17 protein-coding genes are annotated in these 25,096 nt (G+C 52.4%); 10 read left to right on the top strand and 7 right to left on the bottom strand.

The genetic code is table 11. The features are described 5' to 3' along the window. The first annotated feature begins 1 nt into the window (after position 1). The 8 genes from V4U84_RS01760 (at position 2) to V4U84_RS01725 (ending at position 12,947) form a co-directional block, all read left to right on the top strand. On the top strand, positions 2-1,321 hold the full coding sequence (locus V4U84_RS01760) for a nucleotide sugar dehydrogenase (RefSeq protein WP_334073062.1): 1,320 nt from the start codon (positions 2-4) through the stop codon (positions 1,319-1,321). Positions 1,322-1,386: 65 nt separating this feature from the next. Continuing rightward, positions 1,387-3,198 carry a glycosyltransferase gene (locus V4U84_RS01755; RefSeq protein ID WP_334073061.1) on the top strand — a complete coding sequence of 604 codons (1,812 nt, stop codon included), beginning with the start codon at positions 1,387-1,389 and terminating at the stop codon, positions 3,196-3,198. A gap of 11 nt (positions 3,199-3,209) precedes the next feature. Continuing rightward, entirely contained in the window at positions 3,210-4,961 is a 1,752-nt protein-coding gene (locus V4U84_RS01750) for a polysaccharide deacetylase family protein (RefSeq protein WP_334073060.1), read from the top strand. 33 nt (positions 4,962-4,994) lie between these two features. After that, positions 4,995-6,077 (top strand): glycosyl hydrolase family 18 protein, encoded by a 1,083-nt coding sequence (locus V4U84_RS01745; protein WP_334073059.1) that lies wholly within the window; start codon positions 4,995-4,997, stop codon positions 6,075-6,077. An 89-nt stretch (positions 6,078-6,166) separates the two neighbouring features. Next, positions 6,167-6,811 (top strand): class D sortase, encoded by a 645-nt coding sequence (locus V4U84_RS01740; RefSeq protein WP_334073058.1) that lies wholly within the window; start codon positions 6,167-6,169, stop codon positions 6,809-6,811. Between the two features lie 28 nt (positions 6,812-6,839). Beyond that, a complete protein-coding gene (locus V4U84_RS01735; RefSeq protein ID WP_334073057.1) occupies positions 6,840-9,986 on the top strand; it encodes a hybrid sensor histidine kinase/response regulator in 3,147 nt (1,048 codons plus the stop codon). Continuing rightward, the gene (locus V4U84_RS01730; RefSeq protein WP_334073056.1) at positions 9,986-10,633 is read left to right on the top strand and encodes a GGDEF domain-containing protein; all 648 of its coding nucleotides are present in this window, start codon (positions 9,986-9,988) and stop codon (positions 10,631-10,633) included. Before V4U84_RS01735 ends, V4U84_RS01730 begins: the two co-directional genes overlap by 1 nt. A gap of 121 nt (positions 10,634-10,754) precedes the next feature. Continuing rightward, entirely contained in the window at positions 10,755-12,947 is a 2,193-nt protein-coding gene (locus V4U84_RS01725; RefSeq protein WP_334073055.1) for an alpha-galactosidase, read from the top strand. Positions 12,948-13,031: 84 nt separating this feature from the next. Here V4U84_RS01725 and V4U84_RS01720 read toward each other — a convergent pair whose 3' ends face one another. The 3 genes from V4U84_RS01720 to V4U84_RS01710 form a co-directional block, all read right to left on the bottom strand. Further along, positions 13,032-13,481: a carboxymuconolactone decarboxylase family protein gene (locus tag V4U84_RS01720; RefSeq protein ID WP_334073054.1), complete on the bottom strand. Its 450-nt coding sequence runs from the start codon at positions 13,479-13,481 to the stop codon at positions 13,032-13,034. Between the two features lie 81 nt (positions 13,482-13,562). Then, positions 13,563-14,462, bottom strand: a complete 900-nt coding sequence (locus V4U84_RS01715; protein ID WP_334073053.1) for a sigma-70 family RNA polymerase sigma factor — start codon at positions 14,460-14,462, stop codon at positions 13,563-13,565. 102 nt (positions 14,463-14,564) lie between these two features. After that, a complete protein-coding gene (locus V4U84_RS01710) occupies positions 14,565-15,815 on the bottom strand; it encodes a methyl-accepting chemotaxis protein (RefSeq protein ID WP_334073052.1) in 1,251 nt (416 codons plus the stop codon). A gap of 422 nt (positions 15,816-16,237) precedes the next feature. On the opposite strand from V4U84_RS01710, the gene V4U84_RS01705 reads away from it, so the two are divergent. After that, positions 16,238-17,662, top strand: a complete 1,425-nt coding sequence (locus V4U84_RS01705) for an N-acetylmuramoyl-L-alanine amidase family protein (protein WP_334073051.1) — start codon at positions 16,238-16,240, stop codon at positions 17,660-17,662. A gap of 87 nt (positions 17,663-17,749) precedes the next feature. On the opposite strand, the gene V4U84_RS01700 is transcribed toward V4U84_RS01705, so the two are convergent. The 4 genes from V4U84_RS01700 to V4U84_RS01685 all read right to left on the bottom strand — a co-directional run bounded on the left by V4U84_RS01700 (position 17,750) and on the right by V4U84_RS01685 (position 23,541). After that, entirely contained in the window at positions 17,750-20,191 is a 2,442-nt protein-coding gene (locus tag V4U84_RS01700) for a glycoside hydrolase family 94 protein (RefSeq protein ID WP_334073050.1), read from the bottom strand. 167 nt (positions 20,192-20,358) lie between these two features. Further along, entirely contained in the window at positions 20,359-21,411 is a 1,053-nt protein-coding gene (locus tag V4U84_RS01695) for a LacI family DNA-binding transcriptional regulator (RefSeq protein ID WP_334073049.1), read from the bottom strand. 135 nt (positions 21,412-21,546) lie between these two features. Then, positions 21,547-22,458: a molecular chaperone DnaJ gene (locus tag V4U84_RS01690; protein ID WP_334073048.1), complete on the bottom strand. Its 912-nt coding sequence runs from the start codon at positions 22,456-22,458 to the stop codon at positions 21,547-21,549. Positions 22,459-22,647: 189 nt separating this feature from the next. Further along, positions 22,648-23,541, bottom strand: coding sequence for a C40 family peptidase (locus tag V4U84_RS01685; protein ID WP_334073047.1), 894 nt, complete (start codon positions 23,539-23,541; stop codon positions 22,648-22,650). Positions 23,542-23,726: 185 nt separating this feature from the next. Here V4U84_RS01685 and V4U84_RS01680 point away from each other — a divergent pair, with 185 nt between their 5' ends. Continuing rightward, complete coding sequence (locus V4U84_RS01680; RefSeq protein ID WP_334073046.1) at positions 23,727-24,974, top strand: MFS transporter; 1,248 nt, start codon at positions 23,727-23,729, stop codon at positions 24,972-24,974. Positions 24,975-25,096: the final 122 nt, after the last annotated feature.

Here is a 25,096-nt window from a genome sequence, read left to right as displayed (position 1 = left end):
TATGAACACTGGACTATATGAAAATATCGTCGATCGGCGTGAAAAAATCGCGGTCATCGGCCTCGGGTATGTCGGCCTTCCGATCGCGGTCGCTTTTTCCAAAAAAGCCGAGGTGATCGGCTTCGATGTCAATGTCGCCAAAGTGGCGAGTTATCAGCGGGGAATCGATGTCACGGGGGATCTGGGGGACGAGGCCATATCCGACTGCCGCGTGAAATTTACGTCCGATCCGGCCGATCTTGACGGGGTGCGATGCTTCATTGTGGCGGTGCCGACGCCGGTCAAGAGCGGGAACGTCCCCGACCTGCAGTTCGTGAAGAAGGCCAGCGCGCTGGTCGCCGGAAAGATGAGGCCCGGATCGCTCGTCGTTTTCGAGTCAACGGTCTATCCCGGAGTGACGGAGGAAGTTTGCGTGCCGGTGCTCGAATCGCAATCGGGTCTCCGCTGCGGCACCGATTTCAAGGTCGGCTACTCACCCGAACGGATTAATCCGGGCGACCCGGTTCACCGCCTGGAGAATATCGTGAAGATCGTTTCGGGCAGCGACGAAGAGGCGCTGGGCACCGTTGCGAAGTTGTACGAACTGATCATTGAGGCCGGGGTACACCGGGCCGAAACGATCAAGGTCGCCGAGGCGGCCAAAGTCATTGAAAATGCCCAGCGCGATATCAATATCGCCTTTATGAACGAACTGTCCATGCTGTTTCACGAGATGGATATCGACACGAATGCCGTGCTGCGGGCGGCGGGGACCAAATGGAACTTCCTGAATTTCCGTCCGGGTCTGGTCGGAGGACATTGCATCGGAATCGATCCGTATTATTTAACGTATAAGGCGGAAGACAGCGGATATCATTCCAAAATCATTTTGGCCGGCCGACATGTCAATGACGGCATGGGGAAATATATCGCATTAAACATCATTAAAATGATGGTTCGGGAACGCCTGGATCTGAGCCGGACGAAGGTAGGCATTTTAGGGCTGGCCTTCAAAGAAAATTGCCGGGATATCCGCAACTCCAAAGTCATCGATATCATCCGGGAGCTTCAGGAGTACGGCGTCGAACCGCTTGTCTTCGATCCGCTGGTCGACCCCGCGGAAGCGTGTGAGGAGTATGGCGTGGAGCTATCGGGAGCCGAGGCGCTGAAGGAACTCAATATAGTCGTTGTGGCTGTGGCGCATGATTGTTTTGCCTCAATGGGTCCGATGGAAATCGACAGCATGTGCAGCGACGACCAGCCCAAGGCAATGATCGATATTAAAGGGATTTATGACAAAAACGTGTTCAAACACAAAGGCTTCCATTACTGGAGCCTGTAATATAGCGATTGGGGTTTTCTCAAGTGATCATTAAGAAAAAAGAAAATAAAGAAGAAAAATTAACAATGACTCGAACGGACCGGCGGACGCTTTCGTATGTTCCCGATCCGGAACAGGTCCGCAAGAGCGCGGACCGAAGAGGCTCGCAATTGGCGGGATCCGGGGACGGAGATGTTGATCCGGAGTATATCAACAAGCTGCGGATGTTAAGTTTGCGATATATGGCCGACTTTGAAGTACTGCTCGTGCCGGAGGGCAAGCGGAAAAAAGAGGGAACCCGGGGCAGGGCGGTCGATATCTCGGCAACGGGTCTCTTGATCGAACTGGGGAAAGATGCGGACTTGATGGAAGGAAACCGGGTGAGCGCCCGCTTCCGTATTCCTCCCGGAACGATGCCGGAGGGGTTTGAATCCGCCGTTACCATTGACGCTAAGGTTGTACGCCGTTTTACACGTGAGGACGGGCAGGAAGCCAAGCTCATGTTGGCCGTGGAATTTTCCAAGCCTCTGACTGCTTACTTTCAAAGAAAACGTTGGGGATATTCCGTCTACTCCGCGAGCGCGATCCTTTTTGTAGCCGTCTTGTTTATTATGCTGATGCGCGTGGAGAGTGTCATTTACTTCCGCTACAACCTGGTGCTTTATTTATACAGCTTGATTGCGGCGGCTTTTTTGCTGACCCGCTATTTATTCGGCGCCTTTTACCGCGATGTCCCGATCAATCCCGACTATACGCCGGGCGTTTCTATCATCATCCCTTGCTTTAACGAAGAAGAATGGATCAGCAGGACGATCATGAGCTGTATCAATCAGGACTATCCGGTGGACAAGCTGGAGGTGATTGTGGTGGATGATCGTTCCACGGACGGTTCGGTGAGCCATATTCGACAAACCGTGGAGTTGATTCATAACGAGGCGGAGCGCTTTGCTACCAGGGATCGGCTGAAGTACACCGTTCTGGAGAAGAACGGCGGAAAGCGGGAGGCGCTGGTCAAAGGGGTCGAGTTGGCCCAACATGATCTCGTCGTCTTCGTTGATTCGGACAGTTTCCTGGAACCTACGGCGATCCGGCATCTGGTCCAGCCTTTTCAAGACCCGAATATGGGCGGCGTGGCAGGGCGGACGGATGTGGAGAACAAATACACGAACACCGTCACCAAGCTTCAGACGGTTCGCTATTATATCGCATTTCGCATAATGAAGGCGGCGGAATCCTGGTTTGACAGCGTCACCTGTCTTTCCGGTCCTTTGTCATGCTACCGGAAGGATCTCATTCAGCAGCATGCCGAGGCCTGGCTGAATCAGAAGTTTCTTGGACAGCCCGCAACCTTCGGGGATGACCGGAGCATGACCAACTTTATATTGAAAACGCATCGGACGGCATACCAGGATTCCGCGATCTGCTCCACGATCGTTCCTTCGAAGATGGACGTATTTCTGAAGCAGCAAATGCGGTGGAAACGTTCCTGGCTTCGCGAATCGCTCCGGGCCGCGACGTTTATTTGGCGGAAGGAGCCTTTTATGGCCTTATTTTTCTACATAGGTTTAATCGTGCCGATCGCCGCGCCGGTTGTTGTGCTGTATAACCTCGTTTACGTACCGGCGGTTTACCGCGTTTTCCCCACGACCTTCCTGTTGGGGTTATTGATGATGGCTTTGCTGATGAGTTTGGCGCACCTGATGTTCCGGAAGAGCCGGCTTTGGGTATTCGGCTTCGTCTTCTGTGTCTTTTATGAGTTCATCTTGCTCTGGCAGATGCCTGTAGCTTGGGTGACCTTCTGGAAGTCCACTTGGGGAACGCGGGAAACGCCGCAGGACATAGAGGCCAGGAAGAAGAAAGAAGCACGGAAACTTAAAAATAAAAACCGAGTCAAGTGAGGATGGCAGACATGGTAAAGAAAAAACAAGGTTCTGCCCTGGATGTACGCAGAAAAAACACGAAGAAGCTGGTCAAAACGTTGATCCAGTCCGTCATATTGGTCTTGTTGGGGGTCGTTTTGTTTCATGCTGTGTTTGATGTAGAGACTTATCAGGAGCCCGACCGGGCGAAATGGCAGCAGCAGGGCGGGTTTATCGCCCTGTCCTATTTCGGTGTGGGGCGTTCCGGGACCTCCAAATTGGTGGACAAAAGCGACCTGGACGAGCAGCTTCGGGTGCTGCACGATTTGGGCTATCAGACGATATCGCAGCAGGATATCATGAACTTTTATACGAAAGGCAAACCGCTTCCGGACAAGGCGCTGTTCCTGTCCTTCGAAGACGGGAGAAATGATTCGAGTTTGTTTGCCCGTCCGATGCTGGAGAAGTATAATTTTAAGGCGACATTTTTTTCCTATGCCGACAAGCTGGGAGACAATAAAGAGCGGAAATTCGTCCAGCCGGAAGAAATGAAGAAGATGGAGAAGACCGGTTTTTGGGAAATGGGGACGAACGGGTACCGTCTCAGCTACATTAATGTGTTCGATAATGATGGCCGTTTTATCGGGATGAAGAACGAGAATGAACTGCGGGATAAGTCCAATGTGGCGTACTATAACCACTATTTAATGGACTTTATTCGGGACGAGAATATGATCCCGGCCGAGAACCGGGATGAGATGAATGCGCGGATCAGCGCCGATTATGAGAATATCCAAGGAATATATACGAAACAGATGGGTTATGTGCCTTCGGTCTATATGATCATGCATGCCAACGCGCTCGGCGAAGGAATGAACCGTCTGGTGACGGAGGCCAACCAGGAAAATATCCGTCAACTGTTCCAGATTCATTTCAACCGGGAGGGTGAGGCTTATAATTCCAAAAGTGCCGATATTCTCAATCTGACCCGGCTTCAGCCCGCACCTTATTGGTCGACGAACCATCTTTTAATGAGGCTGCGGGAGGATACGGGCGAAGCGCTGCCGTTCATAACCGGAAATGAGGAGGATGCCGGACAGTGGAACGTCAAGGATGGGGCGGCGCAGTTTAAAGATCATGAGCTGATTCTGACCTCCCCGCCGGGAAGAAGCGGATGGCTCGAATTAAAGGAACCGGCAAAGAGCGGGAATTTGCACTTTTCCGCCAAAGTGACCGGAAATGTGGTGGGCAAGCAGAGCATTTATGTCCGGTATGACCGTGCGAAAGATTCTTATATCCGGGTCACTTTGGACAACAACACCCTTCAAGTGGAACAGAAGAAATCCGGTGCCGATCCTGAAGTCTTGCTTGCGCGCAAGCTGGACGCCGTCTCCTGGTCATCCGAAGATCTGAGCTTTGACAAGGCTTCCGTCTATACGTATGAGCAGACCTCGGCCGGAGTGAATAAGGATGACGATGCCCATCCGATCAATATCAATGACGAGCGGCAGGTCGACATTTCGCTGGACGGCGGTTCCTTGACTGTGCGGGTGGACGACGAGGCGATGCTGGACAAGCGGCAGATCGATGATTCCATACGATCCGGTACGGTGGCTGTCGAAGCGGAATACAACGAGAAGAATAAGAAGGAAAATATCTACGATGCCCGGTTTGAAAATATGGAGATTACAGCGGGTGACCAGGTTCTGTTCAGCAATGCCCCCCATGGCTGGCAAGGGGCGGCTGACCGCGTAAAAGCGGCGGTAAACGCCGCTGTTGACTGGGCGATCGAAACATTCTAGGTTGATTACATCAACGCAAGTGGAGGTGGGCTAATGCCTGCAGGCAGAGGAACGCGAATCGCCCTGGCGGGAGCCGGAGCGCTGCTGTTGGTCGGAGCCGCCGCCGTCTGGTTCTCTCTGCGGGGAGAGACCGGCCGCGACAAGCCGGACCCCATTCCGGCGGACCGGGCGGAATTTTCCGCCTGGCTCGTCGATTGGCAGTTGGATGCCGGTATGGAGGAAGCGCAAAAGCTGGCGGGCGGCCCCCCGCAAGGGCTGCAGTTGTTTGCCGCTTATTTTGATGAAACGGACGCGTTATACTTCAGCGAGGATATGAAAAAGGCGCTGTCCCGAATAACCGAGCTCCGTGCCGAACCCGCCGCCGAGATCGGATTAACCCTCGTTAACGACATCGTCCGGACGGACGGGAGCTCGGCGCAAAAGGATGCGGACCTGGTCACCCGCCTGGTGGCTACCGAGGAAAGCCGCGGCCGACATATCAGGCAAATCATCGATACTCTTGAAGAACATGGATTGAATCGGGTGGAAATCGATTACGAAAAGATCAACAAGGAAGACTGGACGTCCGTCAGCCTTTTTTATGAAGAGCTCTACGAACAGCTGAAGGCGCAAGGGAAAACACTTCGCATCGTGCTGGAGCCGAAAGCTCCGGTTGAATCTGTGACGCTTCCGGAAGGGCCCGAATATGTCATGATGGCTTATAACTTATTTGGAAGCCATAGCGGTCCCGGGCCCAAAGCAGACCTCGCATTCATCCGTAAGGTGTCCGGCAAACTGAAAAGCCTTCCCGGAAAGCCGGTCATCGCGCTTGCCGCCGGCGGCTTCGACTGGTCGGCGTCCGGAGAAGTGACGGCCGTGACCGAGAAGAAAGCGAAGGAGCTGGCGCAAGCGGAAGGGGCCTCTCTGCAGAGGGACAAAGACAGCGGCAGTCTGCACTTTGAATACCGCTCGAAGGATGGGGAGCAGCATACCGTATGGTTTGCCGACCGGATGACCCTTAACAGCTGGGTACAAACGGCTCGGGAAGAAGGCATAAACAGCTTCTCGCTGTGGCGATTGGGAGAACTGGCCGAGGATACGCTGGAATACTGGAAAGAAGGAACGGCCGGCTCTTGACCCGGTATTCCTTCTTTTTTCGTTGAGAAATTGTAGAGCCGGGTGCGTTAAGCTGATTTCAACAACATAGTCAAAGGTGGACAAAACCGATGCGAAAGTGGCCTTACTTGCTCATCATTGCGGGGTTGATTCTGATTGCGGCTCCTTACGCCATAGAATGGAATGCCAATCGGGAGGAGAAGAAGCTGCTTCAGGAAGCGGAAGCACTCCAGAGGTTAAGGGACACCGGAGGTCCGAACTCCGAACTGGCGGCAGGATATGAACGAGTGTCCCGGCTGCTTGAACAAGATCACGGGGAAGAAGAAGCTCCGCCCCCTGTGGCCAAGGAAACTGTGAAGGAGGGGACTCTGGCGACGATCGAAATTGAAAAGATTGATTTAAAGCTTCCCGTGCTTGAGGGGGCGACCCAGAAAAACATGAAACACGCGGCTGCGCATATGATGGAGACGGTGCCTTTTGGTCAAGTCGGCAATGCGGCGGTGGCCGCCCACCGTGCCCGAACCAAGGGGAGACTTTTTAACCGCTTGAATGAAGTGGAGATTGGAGATAAGATCAGGATAAGCACGATGGACGGGACCTATGAATATACCGTCTATGATACTTCGGTAGTTGAACCTACGGATTTGTCCGTGCTTGAAGGAAATGGCCAAGATAAAATCCTCACCCTGATTACTTGTCACCCCTTAAAGAATCCAACGCATCGGCTGATCATTCAAGCCAGAATCGAGTCCTAGGGGTACACTTCGAAAGGAATGGAACCGATTGCCGCTCGCACCTCTCAAGCTGAACTCCAAGCGAAAGATGCTTCTGTATTTGCTCCTCTTTATTTTGCTCCTTCTGGGCCTTCGGTTATTATGGTTCCAATTCCGGATGATTCCGGAGCATCCGCAAGCGGAGCATGGAATCCAGAATTTGCGGGAATGGAATTTCTCCGATAACCAGGTGATTACGTTAAATGGAGAGTGGGAGTTTTATCCCGGGGTCTTCGTGGAGCCGGAAACGTTCTTGAAGTCGGAGGGCAGGTTGGATCAACAATTCATTCATGTCCCGGCGAATTGGGTCAATCAGTCCGAACTCTACCGTAAACATAAATTTGCCACTTATCATTTGCGCGTACTTCTTAAAGACAGTGAGTTATTGTACGGTATGCGCATCTACAGCATCGATACGGCGTCCAAACTGTTCGTCAACGGAAAGTTGCTGAAGCAGGCCGGGAACCCGGGCGAAAGCGCCCCGGACAGCCAATCGAGCAATATCCCGTACTCCGTGCTGTTCAAATCGGACAGGCCTTATCTGGATATCGTGATTCACGTTTCGAATCACGAGTACTCGGGGAAGGGCGGCATCAACCAGTCCATCAAGTTCGGAATGGCGGAGGCCATAACCCGGGAGGAATTTTTCACCAAAACGATGCAAATCATCGTCACGATTGTGATGCTGCTGCACGGCCTTTGCGCCTTGATTCTGCTAATGATGGGGTATCGCGGAAAAGGGCTGGTTTATTTTGCCGTAATGAACGTTTTTGCGGTTCTGTCCGTGCTGTCGGAGGACGATCGGATGCTGATCGCTTGGCTGCAGCTGGATGTCGTGTGGTCCGTGAAATTAAGGCTCGTGATTTATATGGCTCTGGCCTTATTTATCACCTTGTGCACAAGGTCTTTGCTGGAGGAACGCAAATTAAAAACACCGATTCGCGCTCTTACAGCTCTGGGTATGGTCAGTATGCTTATCACGTTGTGCCTGCCGGTGGAGTATGTTACCTACTTCCGGCTCCTGCTGCTCGCGCTCAACGTAGGTATGAGCCTTCTCGTGACAATGACGATTGTAAATGTGATCCGCAGCGGGGAGAAGACGGCGTTTTCCTTCCTCCTGGCGGCAACGGCCCTGTCGATGAATATTTTGATCGGTGGAGTTGTCAAAGCTCGGTTTTGGCAGGATATGCCCTACTATCCGGTAGACCTTGTCATTGCGTTTCTCAGCTTTGCTTCCTTTTGGTTTATCCGGTTCAGCCAAACTTCGATCCGTGCCGGAAAGCTGGCGGAACAACTGCTTAAGGCGGACAAGCAAAAGGATGACTTTCTGGCCAATACGTCTCATGAACTGCGCAATCCGCTTCACGGCATGATCAATATGGCGCAGACGGTCCTGGATGAGGAAGGGAGCCGTCTTCGGCCTCAGCACCGGGACAAACTGCAACTGCTCGTCACCGTCGGCCAGCGGATGTCTTTGCTGCTGAACGATTTGCTGGACGCTACGCTTCTGCGGAACCGAGACGTTCGGCTGCAAAAACAGAGCGTCAATTTGGAGGGCATAGTGGCCGGGGTGTTCGATATGGTGCGTTACTTAACCGAAGGCAAGCCGGTGGCCTTGGAACAGAGATTTCAAACCCCGTTCCCTAACGTCATTGCCGATGAGAATCGTCTGGTTCAAATTTTGTTCAATCTGGTGCATAACGCCATAAAATATACTCGTGAAGGAAAGGTGACCGTGGAAGCCGAGATCAAAGAGGAGACCGTCTGCATTCATGTGAAGGATACGGGAATGGGGATGGATCGGGAAACCCTGGAAAGGATCTTTGAGCCTTATGAACAAGGAGATTCGGGGATCACGGCGACCGGAGGCGGGATCGGGCTGGGGCTCAGCATTTGCAGGCAGTTGGTTGAGCTACATGGCGGTACGCTCACCGCTCAGTCGGTCCCCGGTCAAGGGTCTGTATTTACATTTACAATCCCGGTGGATCTACAGCACAAGGAGGCTCTGTCGCCCCCGTCGTATCTGGAGGCGGCCGCGAGTGCGGTTGGGATAATTGAAACGTCTCCGTTACAAATCGAGGACCCCGTCATTGAAGAAACCGCGCTTGATTCTCAAGGGTTAGCGGAGGATCGGCCGCATATTTTGGCGGTGGACGACGACCCCATTAATCTGAAGATTTTAGAGGACATGCTGGCTCAGGAGCAATACCATGTCGTTGTCGTCACAAACGGAGAAGACGCTCTTAAACAACTGGAGCTGCGTGAATGGGATCTGGTGATTGCCGATGTTATGATGCCGCAGATGTCCGGCTATGAGCTTACCCGGAAAATCCGCTTCCATTACTCCATCTCCGAACTGCCCGTATTGCTGTTAACGGCCCGGAGCCGGCCGGAAGATGTGTTCACGGGCTTTTCTTCCGGGGCTAACGACTATGTCGCCAAGCCGGTAGGGGCGATGGAGTTGAAAGCGAGAGTGCGGGCTTTGGTTGAGCTCAAGCACTCGATCCATGAACGGCTCCAGATGGAAGCCGCATGGCTCCAAGCTCAAATTCAGCCGCATTTTCTGTTCAATACGTTAAATTCCATCGCTTCCCTCAGCGAAAGCGATCCCGCAAGAATGGTCATTCTGCTCGAGGAATTCGGCAATTATTTGCGGAAGAGCTTCGACTTGAAAAATTTGGAGCGTGTCGTACCGTTGGCGCATGAACTTGAACTTCTCCATTCTTACTTATATATTGAAAAAGAACGCTTCGGGGAGCGGCTCAATATAGATTGGCAGATTCCCGCCTCGGTGGAAGCGGAAATACCGCCTCTCTCCCTTCAAACGTTGGTTGAAAATGCGGTTCGGCACGGTATACTTGCCCGGGCCAGCGGCGGCACGGTAACCATTCGGATTGCGGAATGCCAGGCCGAATGGGAATTCGCGGTATCGGACGACGGGGTGGGCATCGGGGAGGAAACAATGAAGCAGTTGTTGGTCGGAACACTTACACCTCCTGGCGGGGTCGGGCTGATCAATACGGATCGCCGGTTGAAGCAAATTTACGGGCAGGGTTTACAGATTTCCAGCGTCCCCCACCGGGGGACGACCGTGAAATTCCAAGTCCCCAAACAGCGGCAGACAACAAGTAAGGCAGAAATGGGGATGTATAGGTGATGACAATGAATTTATCCGAAATAAACCTGCACTATATTCTTTATGGTTTTGTCTTTATAGTACTGCTCGCTGGAATTTTTTATATCCGTACCCTTTTGGCGGAGAGAAATACGCTGAGGGAGCTGGCGTATCGGGATCCGGTGACCGGGTTGTTAAACCGGAACGGATTCGAACATTTTTGGTCGACCTTTAAAGGCAAGGACAATCTGGCCCTGCTAAGTCTGGATTTAGACCGGTTTAAAGAGATTAACGATTCTTACGGTCATAATGCGGGCGACCAATTGCTCAAGGAGGTCAGCGAGGATTTGCAGCAGGTGACGAATAAAAATTTGCTCGCTTTTCGGATGGGCGGAGACGAATTCTTGTTCATTATGAAAAATCGCGACCCGAACCAGGTTGAGATTCTCGCAGGCTTAATTTTAAGCAAAATCAGCAGGCCCTATCACATTCAAGAGCGGGATATGTCCGTAACGGGCAGTATAGGGATTAGCCTGTGCCATGCTTCCAAAGTGGACCGGGCCCGGATGCTGGAAGAAGCGGACCGGGCGATGTACCATGCCAAACGTTTAGGCAAAAACCGATATTATGTCTTTTCCAGGCCGGCTCCCGATGGGCAGGTTGGCGGGGACAAGGAAAATGTGGTGTGACAAAAAAAGACACAAAAATCCATGTATCAGATCACTTTATTAACGTTACTCCTCCTGGATATCATAGTAGAATGAGGTAAGTGCTAATCCAGATATCATAACCAATCAGGAGGATTTTACTATGCCCATTTTCTTTGATAAAGTTCAGGGTCTGTTCCATCTGCAATCGCAAAATTCCAGCTATTTGATCCAATTGGTGCGTGGCTATCCGGCTCATGTATATTACGGGCCCAAGCTGCGCAACGACGCTAATTTGTCGAACCTGGTGCAGCTTACGGAGAGGGCGTCTTTCTCTCCAAACCCGATTCCGGAGGATAAAAGAATTTCCCTTGACACGCTGCCGCAGGAATACCCCGGATACGGGACCAGCGATTTCCGCAGTCCGGCCTATCAAGTGAAATTGGCCGACGGTACCCGGATTACGGAATTGAATTACAGTTCGCACCGGATCGTTTCCGGAAAGCCGGCTCTCGCGGGATTGCCCGCCGTTTATACGGAAGGAGATTCCGAAGCCGAGACATTGGAACTCGAACTGAGCGATGCGGTTTCCGGGCTAACGGTGACCTTGTTCTATACGGTATTCTCCGATTTTACCGCCATTATCCGTTCGGTGAACATCGCGAACGCGGGCCCTAACACGGTGGAATTGGAACGCGTTTTGAGCGCGTCCCTCGATTTTGCCGACAGCGACTACGACGCCTTGTATCTGTCCGGTGCCTGGGCCCGCGAACGCCATATTCAACGGCGGAAGTTGGCTCCCGGAGTCACGGGGATCAGCAGCCGCAGAGGATCGAGCTCCCACCAGCAAAATCCGTTTATCGCCCTGCTTCGTCCGGATGCCAATGAGCGTCAAGGCGACGTATACGGGTTCAGCCTCGTATACAGCGGCAATTTTGTGGCGGAAGCCGAAGTCGAGCAGTTTGGGACGACACGGCTGCAAATCGGCATCAATCCGTTCGATTTCGGCTGGCGGCTTGAGCCGGGAGACCGCTTCCAGACCCCGGAAGTGGTAATGGTATATTCCGACGAAGGCCTGGGCGGCATGTCGCGGACATACCATCGGTTGTACCGGACCCGGCTCTGCCGCGGACAGCACCGCGATCAAGTGCGGCCGATTCTGGTCAACAACTGGGAGGCGACCTACTTCGATTTCAACGCCGACAAAATCGAGGCCATCGCAAAATCGGGCAGTGAGCTCGGGATCGAGCTGTTCGTGCTGGATGACGGCTGGTTCGGCCGCCGCGACAAGGATAACAGCTCGCTCGGCGACTGGTTTGAGGACCGCCGCAAGCTGCCGGGCGGTCTGGAGGATTTGGCCCGCCGGGTTGAAGCGACCGGTCTGCAATTCGGCCTGTGGGTCGAGCCGGAAATGGTTTCTCCGGACAGCGATCTGTACCGGAGCCACCCGGACTGGTGCCTGCATGTGCCGAACCGCCGCCGGACGGAAGCGCGGGACCAGCTCGTGCTCGATATGTCCCGGGAGGATGTCCGGAACTATCTGTACGAGCGGCTTAGCGATATTTTCCGAAACGTCCCGATTTCGTACGTCAAATGGGATATGAACCGCAATATGACGGAAATCGGCTCCGCGCAAGTTCCGGCCGAACGGCAGAAAGAAATTGCCCACCGTTATATCCTCGGCCTCTATGACCTTATGGAACGTCTGACGAGCGAGTTTCCGGGTATCTTGTTTGAAAGCTGCTCCGGCGGCGGCGGCCGGTTTGATCCGGGCATGCTTTACTATATGCCGCAAACTTGGACCAGCGACGATACCGATGGCGTGGAGCGGTTAAAAATCCAGTACGGTACGAGCCTGGTGTATCCGGTCTCCACGATGGGGGCGCATGTCTCCGCCGTTCCGAATCACCAGGTGGATCGGATCACTTCACTTGCCTTCCGCGGGGATGTCGCTATGTCCGGAAATTTCGGCTACGAACTGGACCTGACCAAGTTCACGCAAGAAGAGAAGGAAACGGCAAAACGCCAGATCGAATTCTACAAGCAAATCCGCGGCCTGGTGCAGCAAGGCGACCTCTACCGCTTGCGCAGCCCGTTTGAGGGCAATGACACTTCCTGGATGTTTGTGAGCGGTGATCGGGAAGAGGCGCTGCTGTTCTACTTCCGCGTGTTGGCGGAACCGAATGCGCCGCTGCGCAGCGTAAAGCTGGAGGGGCTGGATCCGGTCAAAAACTACCGGTTAGAGCCAAGCGGAGAGGTGTTCGGCGGGGATCGTATGATGCACGCGGGCATACCGGTATCTTCTCTGCATGGTGATTTTTCGAGCATGTGGGTGCGTTTGACAGCCGTACAATAATCTTTAGTTTTGGTGTGATCATAATACACAGAAAGCCTGGAGCGTGGCTCCAGGCTTTCTTGTTGTACGGGGAGAACAGCGGCATTATTTGTCCATGCACCCGGGAAACATCCCCGTGGAAATGGCGATGCGATTCCAGGCATTGATCAGGTTGATGGCAAAAATCAGATCGACGTATTCCTTCTCGCTGTAAAAACTCCGCACGCGTTGATACAGTTCCTCCGGCACACCCTCCTTGGAGATGAGGGTAACAGCTTCGGTCAGTTCCAGCACGGCTTTTTCCCGGTCGCTGTAGCACGGGGACTCCTTCCAGACGCTGATTAAAGCGATCCGCTGTTCGGATTCGCCCATCTTCCGCAGTTCCTCGGTGTGCATGTTGAGGCAAAAAGCGCAGCCGTTGATTTGCGAAGCTCGAATTTTGATCAGTTCATACGCAACCCGGTCCAATCCGCTTTCCTTGACGCGATTCTCCAATTGAGTCATGGCCCGGTAAACCTCCGGATTCACAGCGTAATGGTTCAGTCTCATTTTCATGGCAAATCCCTCCCAATGGTCTGTTTATGATTTACAAAGATAAGACAAAGAAGGAAGGGATTTTGTGACCGGACCGTAAAATTAATGAGACACAAGCAGGGAAAGAGGAGGAGCCAGCGCTAATTTATCCGGGTTGGTAACCAAATACATATTCTGGATTCGCCCGTCGGCATCCCCTTCAAAAGCGATGGCTTTGACGGGTTGGCCTTCTTGATAAAGGAGTAGTCCCCAGTCTCCGTTTAAGAGTACCGGCACCAAATTGCCGGATAAAGCTCCTTTACGCAAAATGCCGTTCCAAAAGGCCATAATCCGTTTCCGGGTATAGATCGGACGCAGCGCCGACCGCACTTTTCCGCCGCCATCGCTCCAAAGGACGGCATCCTCGCGTATCATCGCCAGCAGGGGGGAGAACTCCCCTTGCCGGGAGGCTTGAAGAAAAGCCTGAACCCATTTGGAAACCCGGTCCCCCGGAACCTGCGCTTCGTCCAGCCCGCTAAGGTTCAGTTTTTTCCGGGCCCGGCTCAGCAGTTTTCGGCAGGCGGCCTCGGTTTTGTTCAGGATGGATGCTATTTCCTGATAATCCACTGCGAATGACTCCCGCAGAACAACCACGGCCCGCTCTTCAGGGGAAAGCCGCTCCAACATAACCAAAAAGGCATATGAAACCTGCTCCTCGCAGAGCACGGAATCATCCATTCCGGAGGAGATTTGAAAAAGCGGCTCGGGAAGCCATGTCCCCGGATATGTTTCGCGGGAAAACCGCGGGGACTTCAGCACATTCAAACTGCGATTGACGACGGCTTGCCGAAAGTAAGGCAGCGGATTCCGCACATGTTCAAATGAAGTGGGGGTTTCCATCAAGGAAGTAAAGGTGTCCTGGACGATATCCTCCGCTTCTGCCCATGAACCCGTTAACCGATAGGCCATGGCTATGAATGACGATTTATGTCCGCGGTAAAATTCTTCCCATGGCGTTGACATGAAACGGTTGTCTCCTTTCAATACGTTCTATCGATTTGATTATCCCAATATACCAAAAAAAAGACCGCCGTGTCTCAAAAATAGACGGCGGTTTAAGTCATTTTAGAATTTGAAGATATGTATCGTCTTTTGCAACTGGAATACCGCGTTCTTCATTTCTTCGGCTTCATCGGCCATCGCCTGAATCGACGTAATCTGTTCATTCATAGAAGCGGAAACCTGCTCGGTTCCGGCCGCCGACTGCTGCGTGATCGCTGAAATATTCTGGATGGCCGACGAAATATGCTGGGCGCCTTCCAGCATCGCTTCGCTTTCCTGGGAGAAGACGGAAATTTGCTCCGAAATATATTGAACACTATCTACGATTTGCTGAAAGACGCGTTCCGCTTCCCGGATCATCTCATTCTGCTTGCGTACGACGTCTTCATTGATTTTGATATTTTGTCCGGCCCGCACAACATCCTGCTCAATGCTGCGGACGAGGCTAAACACCTCTTTGGTGGAAGCGGTGGACTCCTCGGCCAGCTTGCGGACCTCATGCGCGACTACGGCAAAGCCGGCACCGTGTTCGCCCGCCCGCGCTGCCTCGATCGAAGCATTCAGGGAGAGAAGGTTGGTTTGCTCCGCGATTTCCGAGATCGTACTCGTAATCTTCGTGATCCCCCGGGCATTTTGAGCCAACGCCTCGATGGACTCGGCCACGCGGTTGGTCGCTTCAATATTGCGCCGCATCCCCTCGGCCTGCTGTGCTACCGACTCCTGCCCCCGCTCCACGAGATTCAGCATCTCCATGGAGCGCTGGTTCATCTCTCGCGTAGAACCGGCATAATTACTCACTTTAAGCTCGATTTCACCGATCGAACCTTTCATTCCGGTGACATCCTCGGAGATTTCGTTGGCCCCGAGCGCGAGCTCGTTCGACGATTGGGTCACCTGGGTCATGACGCGGATGAGCTCCTGGTTCCGGTCGGCGATCGACCTGCTGGAATCCATCACTTTCCGGGTGATTTCCGAGGTTTCTTGCAGAATTTTACGCAGTTTGTCGGCCATGTTGTTGAAGGCGCGGTTCAGTTCTTCCATGCCCCCGGTTTCCATGATCCGAACGGTGAAATCCCCTTTGGCGATTTTGGCGGACGCGTTTGAAATGTCGTCGAAAGAGCCGGTCAAAGACTTCTGAACGTAAACGGTAAGCGGGTAAGTAAGCGCTCCCAATACAATGATCAAAATAATTCCCGCCAGCAGTTTCCCGACGACCACAAACAAAACCAGCGTAGGCACGGCAAACATGGCGGCCACCATATAGCAGGCGGCGGAGATTTTTTTGGATAGAGGAAGTCCGTTGAACCATGTCATAAGTATGATGCCTCCCTTGAAAAATAGGATATATCTACCATTGATTATATCACCGACTATGAAATGAGGATAGGTCTTTTATCTAGCGTCCCATCAGACAACCTTTTTCGCATAGCCCCGTGGATCGTCCTAAATACCTGCAGATTTGCATCTTTTGGATTTGGAAATGCGCTCGGCACCTTGATAGCCGGGGGCTTAATACAGATTCGGATGTCTGTGGGCCTCAGACTGCAATAATCGATTAGAAGCAAAACAAATTTTGCAAAATAATGTAGTTTTAGAAGGGAAGGTATATATTCATGTAGAAATATCCATGATGACAATTTGTTGATTACACTACTTAGCAAGGGGGGGCAGACCTTTGTGGCCAAATAAAAGCCATAACAAAATCATAGATTGCGACGATTAATAGAGGTGTGAAAATGAAAAAGGCATTTTTTTTATATTTTTTAAGTTTGATTTTCTTAATCGTTCTCTTCCCGTATGAAATTCATGCAAAAGCCGCTTCATCAAAAATCGTACTGGATGGCCAGGAAATAGTTCTTCCAGAAGGCGTGGAAGTTGCCAGTATAAATAATAACGTGATGATCCCCATAAGAGTCGTGGCTGAAAATTTACAATTTAATGTAAAGTGGGAGCAAAAGACGCAAAACGTTAAAATTGAAAATAATTCGAATACGATCTCTTTAAAAGTGGGTCAAAAAGAAGCTAAAGTCACCAATAAGCAAGTTTTGCTAAATACCGCACCCCTGGTGCAAAAGAATACAGTTTTAGTTCCGATTCGTTTCGTCAGTGAACAAATGGGGCTCGAGGTAAATTGGAATAATGCCGACAAGACAGTATATCTTGCAAGTAAAGAAGAAAATGTTATTCCGCCCAAAGATCATACCGATGACTCATTAACATATATAAACGAAATCCAATTTAACGATAATCAGCTTGTTATTTCCATGAACGGGCAAGTTACTCCAAGCCTATTTTCGCTGCCGGACCCTAAAAGGATCGTAATCGATTTGCCGAATACCGCATTTGCGGATACGTTCCAGTCAGTGGATGCCGGCCTAAACGGGAGATTGGACGTAAGCGGAAATTCACAGATAGCAGACATTAGATATTCACTGTTTAATCAAGATCCAAAGCAAGTCCGGATCGTTGTTGAGTTAAACGAGGATCAAAACATGCCGCTTAACTATGAATTTAATGAAGGCAACCTAATCGTTAATTTAAACCATCCGGAGAATACTACCGATCCTCTAGATCCTGCTGACCCTGTTAATCCTCAAAATCCTGTTGCCGAACCGGGAATGAAAACGGTAGTGATTGACGCGGGACATGGCGGCAGCGATCCGGGGACAACCAGCTACAGCAAGAGAGCCGAAAAGGAATTTACTTTACCGTTAGCCTTGAAAGTCCAGGAGTTACTTTTACGGGAGCCCGGGATTCATCTCGTAATGACTCGTGAAAGCGATGTTTATCCTACCCGTTCAGAGCGCGTGGCGTTGGCCAATGAAGGAAATGCCGATGTCTTTGTCTCGATTCATGGCAATAGTGTGCCCTCCTCACCGCAAACGACCGGAACGGAAACATTTTATTATAAGCGGAGCAGCAGCAAACAATTAGCCGAATCTATTCATAAGCGGTTGGTGGAAGCCATGGGTTTAAAAGACCGAGGAGTCAAGGACGGTAATTATCAGGTCATTAGAGAGACCCATATGGCTGCGGTTCTTTTGGAGGTCGGGTTTCTAAGCAACCCGTCGGATGAGGAAGCGATGTTTTCCGAGGATATGCAATACAAGGCGGCCCAAGCTATTGTCGATGGTATAAAAGAGTATTTGAATCTTACATAAACGTGAGGCAGAACAATAATGCGTGCCCGCGTGATATGTGGTAAAAAAACAGGGAAGGGGAGAAAATCCCCTTCCCTGTTTTTTTAGTTAGCCTAAGACCACTTCAACCTGGTGCACGCCGCCGTCGCCGATCGGAGCGATAATGTTGCCTTCCACCGCTTGACCGTCGACCGTCATGCTCTTGACGCCTTTAGAAACGCGGCCCGGATTCAGCACTTTGATCACAAAGATGTCGCCGCGGAATACGCGGGTAATCTCGAACTCATCCCATGCGGCAGGGATGCAAGGCTCAACCTTCAGGCCGCGGAAGTCCGGCTGGATGCCCAGGATCGCCTGAGTAATCGCCACATAGTTCCAAGCGGCGGTTCCCGTCAGCCAGGAGTTCTTCGCCTCCCCGTGACGAACCGCGTCTTTACCGGCGATCATCTGCGAATATACATACGGCTCCATCCGGTGGATTTCGCTGATGTCCTCCAGATAAGCCGGAGCGATCTTCGAATAAACTTCAAACGCTCTGTCCCCGTGGCCAAGCACGGTTTCCGCGATCATGATCCACGGGTTGTTGTGGCAGAAAATGCCGGCGTTTTCCTTATACCCTGGCGGATATGTGGAGATTTCGCCCAGGTTCAAGTAGTACTTGGAGTAAGGAGGCTGCTGCAGCACGATGCCGTATTTGGTGTCGAGCCTTTCCTTCACGGAGGTCATCGCCTGGTCGGCAAGTCCTTCCTCCACACCGATACCGGCCATAACGCAGATCCCTTGCGGCTCGATAAAGATTTGGCCTTCCTCGTTCTCTTTGCTGCCGATTTTTTGGCCGTAGTGGTCATAAGCGCGCAGGAACCATTCGCCGTCAAAGCCGTGTTCCAGCGTAACGGAGCGCATTTTTTCCATATGGGCCACCGCTGCGGAAGCTTCGTCTTCCAGGCCGCGCATCCGGCAGATTTCCGCAAAATCCGGGCTGACAAACACAAACAATCCGGCGATAAATACCGATTCCGCCGTGCGTCCGGCGATGTTCTCCGTCGTCTGGAACGATTCGCCCGGCTCTTTGGAGAAGCAGTTCAGATTCAGGCAGTCGTTCCAGTCCGCCCGGCCGATCAGCGGCAAGCCGTGAGGCCCGAGGTTATGGATGACATGATAATAGGAACGCTTCAAGTGCTCGAACAGGGTTGCCGTGTTGTTCGGATTGCTGTCAAACGGCACCTGTTCATCCAGAATGCTAACGTCTCCGGTCTCTTTAATGTAAGCCGCCGTTCCGAGAATGAGCCAGAGCGGGTCGTCGTTAAATCCGCTGCCCACTTCGTTGTTGCCTTTCTTGGTCAACGGCTGGTATTGGTGATAAGCGCTGCCGTCCTCAAACTGCGTGGCGGCGATATCGAGAATCCGCTCTCTGGCGCGTTCCGGAATTTGGTGTACGAAGCCGAGCAGGTCCTGGTTCGAATCCCGGAAGCCCATGCCGCGGCCGATGCCGGATTCGAAATAGGAGGCGGAGCGGGACATGTTGAACGTCACCATGCACTGGTACGGATTCCAAATATTGACCATCCGGTTCAACTTATCATCGCCGCTGTTGATTTGATATTTGGAGAGCAGTCCATTCCAATAGGCGGCAAGCTCTTCCATCGCGCGATCCACGTCGGCATCCGTGGCGAATTTCTCGATCATGGCGAGCGCCGGTTTTTTATTGATGACGCTAGGCGCTTCCCATTTGTCTTCCTCCGGCACTTCCACATAGCCCAAAATAAAGACAAGGCTTTGCTCCTCGCCCGGCGCCAGGTTCAGCTTCACTTCGTGGGAACCGATCGGAGACCAGCCGCTGGCTACGGAATTGTTCGCTTTGCCCTGGACGACCGCTTGCGGTTCATGAAGGCCGTTATAAAGACCGACGAACGATTCGCGGTCCGTGTCGAACCCGTCGATGGCCCGGTTGACGGAATAGAACGCGTAGTGGTTTCTGCGTTCGCGGTATTCGGTTTTGTGATAAATGACGGAGTCCTTCACTTCCACTTCGCCGGTGCTGAGATTACGCTGGAAGTTTGTCATGTCGTCCTGGGCGTTCCACAGGCAGAATTCGGCAAAAGAGAAGAGGGAGACCGTTTTGGCCGCCGCGCTCGTATTTTTGACGGTCAAGCGATGAACTTCACCGTTGTAGCCGAGCGGAATGAAGGCCAGTTGAGTCACGGAGACGCCGCCGCGCTCGCCCGTAATCGAGGTATAGCCGAGACCGTGGCGGCACTCGTAAAAGTCCAGATCTCGCTTCACCGGCATCCAGCCCGGCGTCCAGAAATCCTGCGTATCATGATCGCGGAGATAGTAGTAACGTCCGCCGGTGTCCAGCGGGATATTGTTGTAACGGTAACGCGTCAGCCGGCGCAGGCGGGCGTCGCGGTAAAAGGTATAGCCGCCGGCCGTATTGGAGATCAGACCAAAAAATTGCTCGTTGCCCAAATAGTTGATCCAAGGATACGGGGTCTGCGGGGTGCTGATGACATATTCTTTGCGAACGTCGTCAAAATGTCCGAATTTCATGAATTAATGCTCTCCCTTCGTTTGTGAACGCGCGTTTATTTTGGTGAAAAGTACCGCCCCAACCTGCTTCATGGGGCAGAATAGGGGCGAACCGGACGGATGGCCCAAATTTACGGGCGGCATGGACGGCCGAATCGATAGCTTGCTTGACTGTCGTTCTTTGTCGGTCAAGCTTCCGGCGGTTTGCAGGAGTCGCGGATAATGAGCCGAGTCGGAAAGCTTACGGTGCTGAACGTGGGCTCCTCCGCGCTGCACAGATCGATGACCTTCGAGACGGCCGCCTTGGCCATGTCGTCGATCGGCAGCTTGACGGAAGTCAGCTTGGGACTGATGACGGCGGCGAGCTGCACATCGTCGAAACCGATAAGCGACAGGTGTTCGGGCACCGAAATGTTTTGTTCGGCAAACGCTTCCATCGCCGCAATCGCCATATCGTCATTGGAGCTGAACAAGGCTGTCGGAAGCCGTCCGCCCGCAGCGAGGCGCTGCGCTTCCCGGTAGGCGGTTTCCTTCAAAAAGTCGCCCTCCAGAATGAATTCCTCCCGGACCGGAAGACCGTGCTTTTGCAGCGTGTTCACGAAGGCCGTATAGCGCTCCCGTCCCGAGAACGTATTCATTCTGCCTTTAATAATACCGATTTCCCGGTGCCCCAGCCCGATCAAGTATTCGATCGCCTCGACCGTGCCTTCGTAGTCCATGGAATTGATGACGGCAAGGTGGCTCTTGTTCAGCCGCTCGGCCATAATTTCGGAAATATCGTAGTCGATGAGCACGAGCGGAGCGTTCTGGCCCACCAGTTCCCGAACCAGTTCGATGTCCTTCTGCGTTCCGACCAGGATGCCTCCGTCAATCCGCTTTTGCAAGAAAGCCTGCTTGATCTTCTGGAAATCCTCCGGCGAGTAAACCGTATGAATGAGGACGTAGAAACCGCGGGCATTCGCCGTATCGACGACAAGGTCGACGATCGGGGCGAAATAGCTGTTCTGGTATATCCGGCTCGCGTTTTCCTTCTCGTTCATACTGATGGCGAACAGGCCGATCGTATCGGTCCGTTTGCCGGCCAGCGCTCTGGCGAAGCTGTTGGGCTCGTACTGGTACTGCTCGATCACGCGCAGCACCTTGGCCCGGGTAGCTTCGGGAACGTTGGGATAGTTGTTGATGACGCGGGAAACGGTGCTTCGGGATACCCCCGCCAATTTGGCTATATCTTCGCTGCGCATGTGGTTCCCTACTTTCTTGTAAACGCGCGTTTATGAGTCTATTTTAGTGGATGCCCCGGACGAAATCAATTCCTTATTTTTGATGTTGCAAAAAACCTCCCGAAATCCGCTTCGATTTCGGGAGGTGAATGGCGGCTACTTGGCCGCTACGCCCGGTTCCAGATACCGTTCGATGAAATGCAGCGCTTTGTCCTTGTTTTGGCTGCCGATCCGCAGCGTAATGATCATATCGTCCATGCCAAGCGGCAGCGCTTTGGCCAGGGCGCTGTCGGTGACCCGGATGCCGTAAATGTGGTCCTCCGTATCTTCTTCCGTACGGCCCTTTACGAGTGAGTCCTCTTTCAGAAGCGGCTTTAGTACGCCTTCGGCCTCATCGTCCAGGGGTTCAAGAACGCCACCGCCGCCCAGCCATTTGAAAGAGCTCTCATCCAAAATATATATATCCGGCGTTTCCGTCGCCACGACCGCCATGGCCTTTTGCTGAAAAGCGATCTCCGTCGCTCCCGCCCCCTGGCCTTGCGAGGGAAGATAGGTGAGGAGCACCTCAAGCCGCTTCCACTCCGGGAATTGGGCGGTCATCGCTTGTTCGAGACCTTCATCCCCACCTTGATTCTGGTCAGACATATAATTACCTATAAACATAATCGACAAATCGACCGGAGGCAGGGCGGCAAGCCGCTTTTGTTCTTCCTGGTGGTTGATGAAGGCGACCGTTCCGGCTACCAGCACAATGACCGCGATGGCGGATATAATGACATGGGTCCGGTACAATCGAAAAAAATCATCGATTTTCTCGGCGGTTCCTGCGAATTTCCCCCATTTGTCGTAGCGCTTCCGGCTCATTTCGTTGATTTTGCTGCGTTCTTCATGCTCCACAATCGTTTTGTAGGCTTTCAGCTTTAAGTCATAATCGGATTCGCCGGTTTCGTCTTCAGCCGACTTGGAACGGGACTTCTTAAGCACCCGCTCGAAGGCTTTCTCAACCTCTTCTCTGGAAGCGTTCTCGGAAAGTCCTAAAGTCTCATAAGCTCTTTTCAGTTCGTCCATCGCCAATCTCCTCTAATTGTAAGTGCTTTTTGCTCTCTATTGTTCTAGAAATGATATGGATAGTAGTCCTACCATTCATTATACTTTGTATTTGTAACGAAGGGAAATGGTGGGGAGAGGGGGCGTTGACGGACGAAAAATACCGGGGACCTGAGGTCTCCCGGTATTAGGAGTAGCGTTGATAGGGATTTATTGCACCCGGCGCATCGACAGGATGACGTCATTCCAGTAACCGCTGTCCAACGAACTGATCTGTACGCCGGGGTCTCCCCATGTATGAATAAATTTTCCGTTACCGATATAAATGCCGACATGGCCGGGAATTTTCTCGCTGTCAAACCGGCCGGGTACCGTAAAGAAGATCAGATCGCCGGGAAGCAGCTCGGATCGTTCGACGGGAGTTCCCTGTTTGGCTTGATCCCTGGCGAGACGGTGAAGATCGATGCCAAACCGCTTAAACACATGACGCGTAAAGGAGGAACAGTCAAAAGTGTTGGATTGCTCGTAAGGGGCGGCTCCGAATTCGTAGGGAACGCCCAAAAATTGTCTGGCGTAGGAAATGAGCTCATCGCGGTTTTCGGCCAGACCGAACGCCTGGAATCCCCGCTTTCGGGGCTGTGCGGCAACGTTAGGGGCCTGATCGCCGCCGACGGAAGCGATATGCAGCTCCCCGGTCTTCGGATTTTTGGAAACTTGTCCTTGCAGCAGGTCTGAAAGGGCAGCGGCCGTCAGATAGGTTTTGCCGTTTTGTCTTAATGGCGGTTGAGCCAAAGTCACCTGCTTGCCGAACGAAATGGCCGATCTCTGGCTTGGCGTAAGCTCGAACATGACATCGGTAAAGCCCATTTGCGCGCTGTTCTGGCTTTCTTTGAGCCGCAGCCCGAGGGAATCGGCAACCTGTGTAAGGGGAATCCATTCGTTATCCGCCGGAGTGCCCTCCGGGCCGGTTCGCATCAAAGGGTTTTCCGGCTTGGGGACGGATCGGGCGGCTGGGCCGGGCTGTTGATTCCCGCAGGCGGTGGCGGCCAACAATAGAAGCCCGAGAAGCAGGGGGACCCAAGTTTTTTTCGGAGCAATGCTCATTTGCGTATCGCACTCCATTCTGTGGATTAAATCCCGGAAATGACGATGGAAAATCGCCTTCGGGAAAGGATCGGATATGTAGAAGTATGTAATAGTCTGTTTATTTTATGTAAGCTGGGGGAATTTCCCGGTTGATCGAGGTTTTGTTGACAAAACAAGGAGCGTGTCTTATGAGGGGCGGCATCATGATAAAGCACAGTACCCAGCGTAAACCGTCGGAGCAGCGCAGAAATTTGGCGATGGCGACCTGGGAAGGAGTTCCTTCCGTTATTTTTCAGACGCTGTTGGGCGGTCAATTTTTAACAGGCTTTTTACTTTATCTCGGGGCGACTTCCGGGGAACTTGGCTTTGTGTTGGCGATTACGACCTTTGTGAATATCGGTCAGCTGTTTGTGGCATTTTTGATTCAAAAAATCCGCAGCCGTAAATGGGCGTTTGTCATCTTCGGCACCATTCAGCGGGTGTTGTGGGGAGCGACGGGCCTGGCTCCGTTTCTGTTTCCCCAGAAATATTGGGTCGCCGCCTATATCGGGCTGTATGTCTCGGCTTTTTTGCTGAATACGTTTGTGGGGATGCTTTGGAATTCCTTGATCAGCGATATCGTTCCGGCGAGGGTAAGGGGAAGGTACTTCGGAATCCGGAACATGATTTTGAACGGGCTGGGGACCCTTTTTATGTTTATCGGCGGAATGCTGCTCGACCGTTTCCCCGGAGGGCAGGGTTTTCTGTATCTGTATATCGTCGCCTGGATCTGCATCACCGCCAATATCGTGACCTTTTTCTTCTACCCTGATCTGCCGTTTGAACGCTCGGAAGAGACCAAGTTTCTGCCCATGCTTAAGCGGCCGCTGCGGGATCGTTCTTTTATCAAAGCGACGGGTTTTATCGCCGGTTTTCTATTTTTGCAAAATCTGATCGTACCGATGTATTCCTACGTCATGCTGGAACTGCTGGAAATCAACTACAAAACGATCTCGTTGCTGAACGTGACGCAGACCCTCTTTATGATGGGGAGTTTTTATGTCTGGGGCAATCTGAATGCCAGATACAGCAACCGGAGGCTGCTTCTCTGGACAATGCCTTTGATCGCGCTGGCCGTTTTGACCTGGGGACTTACTTCGGTGTTTCCGGTGCTGCCGGTCTTGTTTCTTGCGCATATTCTTTTTGGCATCGGAGTGGGGGGCTTTAACCAGTTGGCGTTTAATTTCATGATCGGCGATACGCCGAAGGCGGAGAGACCGATGTACATGGCGATGTATTCGGCGATTACGGGGGTAGCGTCCTTTTTCGGTCCGCTCATCGGCGGGCAAATGTATGAGTGGATCGAGCATTGGCCGAAATGGACCCAGGTCTTTGGCTTGCAATTGGTCGTCGGCGTCCTGATGATTGTGCTGGCGATGACGATCGGCCGGCGAATTTTGCGGGATGCCTAGCCGGATGACATCATGAGCGGTCCATGGGAATGTGATAGGAAAAGATGACTTTTGAACCGGCATTCGGTATAATCCTTACCAGGTTAAGGAAGCAATCATATTTAGACTTGAGGGGAGAGGGC

Origin of the sequence: Paenibacillus sanfengchensis (assembly GCF_036864765.1) — a bacterium.
GTDB lineage: Bacteria > Bacillota > Bacilli > Paenibacillales > Paenibacillaceae > Fontibacillus > Fontibacillus sanfengchensis.
Note: the sequence above shows the minus strand (reverse complement) of the source record. Positions and strands in the feature narration are given on the sequence as shown.